The sequence below is a fragment of the Sphingobacterium sp. UBA7253 genome (genome assembly GCF_002472745.1).
Classification (GTDB): Bacteria; Bacteroidota; Bacteroidia; order Sphingobacteriales; family Sphingobacteriaceae; genus Sphingobacterium; species Sphingobacterium siyangense.
The window spans coordinates 24,911-31,888 of the sequence record NZ_DKSP01000129.1; the positions used below are offsets into that span (position 1 = coordinate 24,911).

At 43.0% G+C, this 6,978-nt stretch carries 6 protein-coding genes; 3 read left to right on the forward strand and 3 right to left on the reverse strand.

The features are described 5' to 3' along the window. The first annotated feature begins 106 nt into the window (after positions 1–106). The 3 genes from B2X72_RS13290 (at position 107) to B2X72_RS13300 (ending at position 4,421) form a co-directional block, all read left to right on the forward strand. Entirely contained in the window at positions 107–1,096 is a 990-nt protein-coding gene (locus B2X72_RS13290) for an NAD(P)H-dependent glycerol-3-phosphate dehydrogenase (protein WP_145330715.1), read from the forward strand. A 1-nt stretch (position 1,097) separates the two neighbouring features. Continuing rightward, positions 1,098–3,362, forward strand: a complete 2,265-nt coding sequence (ggpS, locus tag B2X72_RS13295; RefSeq protein WP_286849850.1) for a glucosylglycerol-phosphate synthase — start codon at positions 1,098–1,100, stop codon at positions 3,360–3,362. A gap of 201 nt (positions 3,363–3,563) precedes the next feature. Further along, on the forward strand, positions 3,564–4,421 hold the full coding sequence (locus B2X72_RS13300) for a helix-turn-helix domain-containing protein (protein ID WP_286849852.1): 858 nt from the start codon (positions 3,564–3,566) through the stop codon (positions 4,419–4,421). A 45-nt stretch (positions 4,422–4,466) separates the two neighbouring features. On the opposite strand, the gene B2X72_RS13305 is transcribed toward B2X72_RS13300, so the two are convergent. From B2X72_RS13305 to B2X72_RS13315, 3 genes are all read right to left on the reverse strand, one after another. Continuing rightward, a complete protein-coding gene (locus tag B2X72_RS13305; protein WP_286849854.1) occupies positions 4,467–5,369 on the reverse strand; it encodes a hypothetical protein in 903 nt (300 codons plus the stop codon). Between the two features lie 19 nt (positions 5,370–5,388). After that, entirely contained in the window at positions 5,389–6,084 is a 696-nt protein-coding gene (locus B2X72_RS13310; protein ID WP_286849856.1) for a hypothetical protein, read from the reverse strand. 91 nt (positions 6,085–6,175) lie between these two features. Continuing rightward, on the reverse strand, positions 6,176–6,978 hold an 803-nt coding region (locus tag B2X72_RS13315), incomplete at its 5' end, for a helix-turn-helix domain-containing protein (RefSeq protein WP_286849858.1).

Consider the following 6,978-nt stretch of genomic DNA (forward strand, 5'->3'; position numbering starts at 1 on the left):
TACGCGTAAAGTTTGCTTATTGATTAATTTTTACGTATATTGGTGAATTAATAGATAACCCGACGGCGAAAATTTTCTGTTTCGCGTCTTTAAAACCCCCAACGATTTGAATGAGATTAGTGTGATAGGTGGTGGGAGTTGGGCCACGGCCCTGGTTAAAATTTTGACAGAAAATAGCATTTATACCAACTGGTACATGCGGCGTTCCGAGCAGGTGCGCGCGATAAACCAGGATGCTATTAACCCTGACTACCTATCGTTTTTAAAACTTGACAATACAAAAATTTATGCGTCCGATCAGCTGGACGAGATCGTGGCTCGATCGAAAGTAATTCTTTTCGTCGTGCCCAGTGCGCATCTGGACAGTGTTTGCGCCGCAATCCCCAAAGAGGACCTTGCTGAAAAATTTATCATCACCGCCATCAAAGGGACCGTCGGCCCTGACAATCTGCTCCCAAGTGCTTATCTCGCCCGGTATTTTGAACTGAAAGATTTTCAGCAGGCGATCATTGCAGGGCCTTGTCATGCCGAAGAAATCGCGCGGAACAAGAAAACCTATATGACGCTGTGCGGTCCGAATGAAACCTTTATCAGTAAGATTTCCAACGGGTTTGCTTCAAGCTATATGCAGGTGAATTATAGTCCCGACACCCTGGGTGTGGAGTACGCAGCCATTTACAAAAATGTGGTCGGTATTGTCTGTGGCATGGCCGAAGGACTGCATTATGGTGATAATTTTATGGCGGTGCTGGTTGCCAATGCCATTGACGAACTGGGACTGCTACTGCGTGCCGTCGGTGCACCCCATGTCCGGCTGGGCAGCTCTACCTATTTGGGAGACTTATTGGTGACGGGTTACTCCGCACATAGCCGCAACCGGACTTTTGGTAAATACCTTGGCCTGGGGTATTCGGTTTTCGAAGCCCGTCAGCTCATGGGCATGGTCGCCGAAGGATATGTTGCAACCAAGGGGCTGATGGCGACGGTCACGAGCCTTGGACTCAATTTACCCTTGTTACAGACAGCCTACCGTGTGCTATACAACCATATGGCTGCAATTGATGAATTTAAACTTTTAGAAAGGAATATAAGATAATATGCTATTAGCAACAGATTTAGACGGAACTTTTTTAGGCGGAAAGATGGAAGACCGCCTCAGATTATATAGACTGATCAAGGCCAGCCCGAATATGCAGCTGGTTTTTGTAACCGGAAGAGGACTGGAGTCGGTATTGCCGCTACTGAGCGATCCGCTCATTCCGGTGCCGGACTTTATTATTGCGGATGTGGGCGCCACAGTCGTTAACGGCCATAGCCTGGAAGCGATTGAGCCGCTGCAGAGTGAGATTGAGGAAAAATGGCCGCAGACTTATGCAATCCGGGCAGCGCTGGAGGAAATACCGCAGTTGAATTATCAACATGTGCCGCAGCAGCGCCGCAGCTCCTTTTATTATGAAGCAGGGGTTGACCATAGTCTGGTGCAGCAGGTGGCTGACAGGTATGACTGTGATATTATTACTTCGGCCGATAAATACCTGGACTTGCTCCCCAGAGGTGTCAATAAGGGGACAACATTAAAGAAGCTGGTTGAATTTCTGGCCGTTGACCCAGATGATGTGATGGTAGCTGGCGATACACTGAATGATCTGGCCTTGTTTGAGATCGGCTTTCGTGGTGTTGCTGTCGGAAAATCTGAGCCGGGGCTGCTGCAGGCCATTGATCAGTTGGATACAGCGTACAGTGCAGAGGCCGCTGGGGCGGGCGGTATACTGGAATATATGGGCAAATACCGCCCGTTTCAGCAGCTGATCCGCGGGGAACAAAAATCGTTGCCTCAAAAAAGAAAATCCAAAAAATCAGACCAGCTGGTGATGGTGTACCATCGGCTGCCTTTTGAAAAGGAGTCGGTAAACGGTAAGACGGTAAGGGTACCGCCCAGAAGCCCGAACGGCATCATTCCTTCGCTGCTGGGCTTATTTGAAAAGGGACGCTCCGGTCTTTGGATCGGGGAGGAAGTCATCCAGCAGGACGGAAAGCCGGTTCCAAATCAGTTGGTGGACGAAAGCCGATATCCTAATCTGGTCGCTTCCACCCTATCGCTGTCTAAAGAGGATATCGATAAGTTCTATCGTGTATTCTCCAAAGAGGCGTTCTGGCCGACGATCTTTTCCTTTGTTGACCGGGCAAAATTCAACCACGAGGACTGGGAACATTACCTGATGATCAACAAGCGCTTTGCCGAGCGGATTGCCCGCGAGGCCGACGAGGAGGCGCTGGTCTGGATCCATGAGTATAATCTGTGGATGGTACCTTCTTTTTTAAAGACCATGCGCCCCGATCTGAAAATTGGCTTTTTTCACCATACGGCTTTTCCGGCAGCAGATATTTTCAATATTATTCCCTGGCGCAAAGAGATTATCGGCAGCCTGCTGCTCTGTGATTTTATCAGTTTTCATATCCCCCGTTATGTCGAGAATTTTGTGGATGTGATCCGTAGCCATACACCATTTAAAGTGGTCAAAAAAGTTGATGTCGCCAATCAGTTCCTGACCTATAGCTGTGCGCTCGGCGTCGATCAGATGACCAAGATCATAGAGGTAGATGGCCGGCAGATTAGGCTTGGCGCACAGCCGGTGGGGGTCAACAGGGATCATATCGAACAGATTTTGACAGATGATAAGGTTAAGACCGAGATCAATGCCCTCAAAGAAAACAAAGCCGGATCGGGAATAACGCGTATCATATCCATCGAGCGTCTGGATTACGTCAAAGGTCCCTTGGAAAAAATCCAGGCTTTTGGTGAATTTCTGGCCGAATACCCAGAATTTAGGGGCAAGATCGAACTGGTCAATGTCTGTACGCCGCCATCGCAGGGGATGACGATCTATGACGAAATTCGGGATCAGGTGAATCAGGCCGTGGGTGAGATCAACGGTAAATATGCAACGATGAACTGGACCCCGATCCAATATTTTTACAGGGCCTTACCTTTTGAGGAAGTGGTCAAACACTATGCGCTGAGTGATATTGCCTGGATCACGCCTCTACGGGACGGACTGAATCTAGTCGCAAAGGAATACATTGCGACCCATGGGTTATTGGAGACTCCTGGGATTCTTGTGCTCTCAGAATTTGCAGGTGCCTCGGTCGAATTGCCTTATGCCATATTGACCAATCCCTACGACCGTAAGAGCATGAAAGATGCACTGTTGAAAGCCTTGGTCATGGAACCCGGAGAGGCTCAGGTCAGGGCGCGCAGGCTGTACGAGCATATTGAGCACTACGATATCCATTACTGGGGGCGGGATTTTGTGAAAGAGCTCGAAAAATCGGGTAAAGCAATTGTTCCTGAAAAGAAGTAACTGCTAGTCTTAGGTGTCAAACGTGCTTTTTTAGCCATCTTAGAAAAAAAGAGTTAGAAATAACGTTGAAAACGAAGCTGCTGGATGTATCCTTTAGGAAATCCCTCTATTTTACAAACAATATTGTTTTAAAGAGGGTTTTTCTTGAGGGAATAATTCAATAAAAAAATAACGCGCAAAGTCTCGAAGAAAAAATAAAATATGATAAATACAGGTAATAATAATGAATTTCAAAATGCTTTCAGTGCAAGCTTCAGTTATTATTTTGACAATTTTAGAAATGAGGAGCAATTTTTTGATTCTGCCAAAAGATGGATTGATGATAAATATTTCTTGATTGTGTTTGGATGTTCAACTAAGGATCATCGTGGACAACATATCTTATTATTTTTCAGCAGCCAGTATTTTCCGGTTCAAGAACTAAGAGGATATTTTAAAGAAGGGGCTTATTTTGCATTCCGTTCAGATCTATTTACAGGATATAGTCTGCGAAATAAATTGAAAGAATTTGGGTTTCTAGAATACTCCATTCAGGAATCGATGATCTTATCGAATAACGATTATAGACTTATAAAAAATATCTTTGAACTGATAGACCTCGAGACTAAGATGCCCATGAGTGAAACGCAGTCTAAAATACTTATTTCTTATCTTGATTTGCTTTTACAACATATGCAAAGGTTTTATCAACAGTTAATGGAAGATAAGCTGAATGAGTTTAGCGCGTTACAAAAAGATTTCATAAGCGAGCTGCACACTCTTTTTGATAACAAAAGAAAATGCTTGTTTTTACTTCCTAGTTTAACATTATTGTCCAAGAAACTAAATTGTACAACACGATTTCTCAATGATGTTTCTTTAAAAACTTCTAAAAATACAGCACAGTATCATATTGACAATTTTATTGTTAAAATAGCAAAGGAATTACTTGCTGAAACTGATTTATCAGTAGCTGAAATCGCTAAAAAAATGCAATTTGATCAACCTCAGTCATTAACCAGACTGTTTAAAAAGAAAACAAGAATTAGTCCACTCGACTATCGTATATCAATTATATGACAAATTTATTCCTAGAGGAATCAGCATTAGACTAGCCAAATCAGGTCATTGGTCAAGCCAATGAACTATATTGAGCAAAAATTGAGCATTCTGTTTTGCGGCCGGATGGTTCATTCCTCTTTTTTCACTTTTGATGCCATGGAGTTGTGCCGAAAAAGGAGCACCATCTCCGAATACCACAATTCTCCCTTTCCCAAATTGCAGGTAAGCGCCGTTTGCAAACCCTTTGCCCGACAATCGGGGAATATTGTCTGGAATAGGTCTTTTTATCTGATTCGCATCATTGGGTAGGTAGATATCATATTCTTCATTTAATAAAGAAATAATATGTGCCTTAGTTGGTACGATAAAGCCAGTTCCACCCCAGCACATGATACTGTCTATTTCTTTACCTGATCCAGTGGTTATTTCATTGGATAACAGTGTGCCTCTATCCTTTGAGAAGATCTCGGGACGTCCATTCTTAGGTAAGGCAAAACCGTTCACGATATGAATCCCAAATGCCGCACCAAGCGTTTGTACAGATCCGGCACAAGGCATGTGGTCGGTCACTAAAAATAGGCTTCCGCCATCAAATACCCATTGACTGAGTGTTTCTATCTCCTGATCGGTAAAGGCTGAATAGGTGGGTAATTTCCAGTTTTCCGGATTATATAAGGCATTTATACTGATATAGATTTTTACTTCTTTTAATTGATCGTAAGAGATTTTTTCTTTAGCACTTCGGAGGCGATATCCATCCGCCAAAAGGAGATCTGAAAAAGGAGCGTAGGCTCCTCTCAAAGTAACCGGATTGTTGTGTGCCTCGTCAAATAGGAGTAGCGGTCCATCACCGATCCGGTGGTGCGGATCGGTGATGGGATAATGAAACTGTTCATCCGCCACCTGTTGGGCGCTAAGCTGAGCTATACCCAACAGCAGGAATAAGCTGGCAATAAATCTGTTCATAGTATTTTTTTTAATAGGATTATTGGTCCGTCTTTATCCAAACATCATTTTCGAAACACTGCATTTGCTCCACCTTTCCATTGGCAACAGAAAATGTCAATGGAAAGGTGCCATCATCATTGAGGAAGAAAAATTCCGATCGTGGGGTAAATGAAATTGTTTCGTTATCCCACAATTGAGTAAGCGTTAGGCCTGTTGAGGAGGGATCTATTTGAATTTTAAAGTTGTTGTCATTTACCTTGAGGTAAGTTCCTGCAAGTTGTTTCAGTTGAGATGCGGTTAAACTCGCGATTTTAGTGGGGTCAAATGGCACGCGCTCACATAAAATCCTACCCAGTATCTTGGTTTGGCTAAAATCGCCGGAATCATCCTTTAAAAATTCTATGGCGTAGCCTTCATTTTTGGATTCAAAATGCGTATCATCTTTACGGACCAGCTGATATCTTTTTTTCTGATCCCACAGCTGTGTCGCATACAGGTTGTTATCTTGCTCCTCGAAAGCAATGAAAGCTACTTTATTGGGTAGCTGGTAGTAACCTTGAAATGATTTTAGCGGAACCAACTGTTGTTGCTGGGGGCTATCTTTAGAGGCGGACTGGGCAAATGTATCAATCGAAGCAAAAAGACAACATGCTCCCACCAGAAGACCATATGTTGCTTTGGAAAATTGGCGGATCGCTCTCGAGTACCCGCTTGGTTTGGTGTATTGTATCATAATTTCTTTTGTTGATATGATACAAGAGTAGGTCTTTTTGATAGGCTAACCGTCCGAATGGATGCAATCGAACAAACTTCATTGTGTCGAGTTAGTTTGATTGTTTACTATTGACTTTCATATATTCTGTCGGCGTAATACCTGTAGCTTTTTTGAAGCTGGCATAAAAAGTTGTTCTTGAATTGAAGCCTGCCCTTATTGCGATTCCAAACATATCAAGTTGCTTGACTTCTTTGGATAATAAAAGTTTTTTCGCTTCCTCCGTTCTAAGCTCGTTGATAAACTGGTAAAAATTTTTTTCCAACCCATTGTTTATGATATAGGAAAGATCATGCGGATTGATCCCGATATGCTCAGCGAGAGACGATAGTGTTAAAGCCGGGTCGAGATATAGCTTTTCAGCTGTAGTTTTCTGTAATAGTTTTTCTTTTAATGTGTCTACCTGTTGTACTGTAAGCCGATCCTCGGCTTTAACCTTTTTATGCTGCGCTTCGTTGATGAGGTTTTTTGTAGACTCAATTGTGTAAATTGACCGTTGTGTTAGCGTTGCGTACCCAAGTGCCACTGTGCCCATAAAATATAAAATTGGGGCGACAGCACTAAAAACTAAATGAACCATAGCGAGTAGACGGACAACAATCATCAATAACAGCGCAATCAATAGGTACTTTAACCAAGCCATGTTTATCTTTTCCGTATAGGAAGATAGCTGGCGAATGTTTTTCTGGTGTATTTTAAAGAGGTTATAACAGGCAATCCAATAAAAGATACATTGTGCAAAAAAGAAATATTTAATAGCAAAGATGATCCATTGCGGTAATTGAGGCGGATGGATGTGTCTATTAGAAAGTCCGGGTATTAAATAAATGATGGAGAAGAAAGATCGGAAGAGCG

Excerpts from the sequence above, each read along its gene's own strand:
- B2X72_RS13300 (WP_286849852.1), top strand. The coding sequence starts at position 3,564 with ATGATAAATACAGGTAATAATAATGAATTTCAAAATGCTTTCAGTGCA.
- B2X72_RS13305 (WP_286849854.1), bottom strand. The coding sequence starts at position 5,369 with ATGAACAGATTTATTGCCAGCTTATTCCTGCTGTTGGGTATAGCTCAG.
- B2X72_RS13310 (WP_286849856.1), bottom strand. The coding sequence starts at position 6,084 with ATGATACAATACACCAAACCAAGCGGGTACTCGAGAGCGATCCGCCAA.
- ggpS (WP_286849850.1), top strand. The coding sequence starts at position 1,098 with ATGCTATTAGCAACAGATTTAGACGGAACTTTTTTAGGCGGAAAGATG.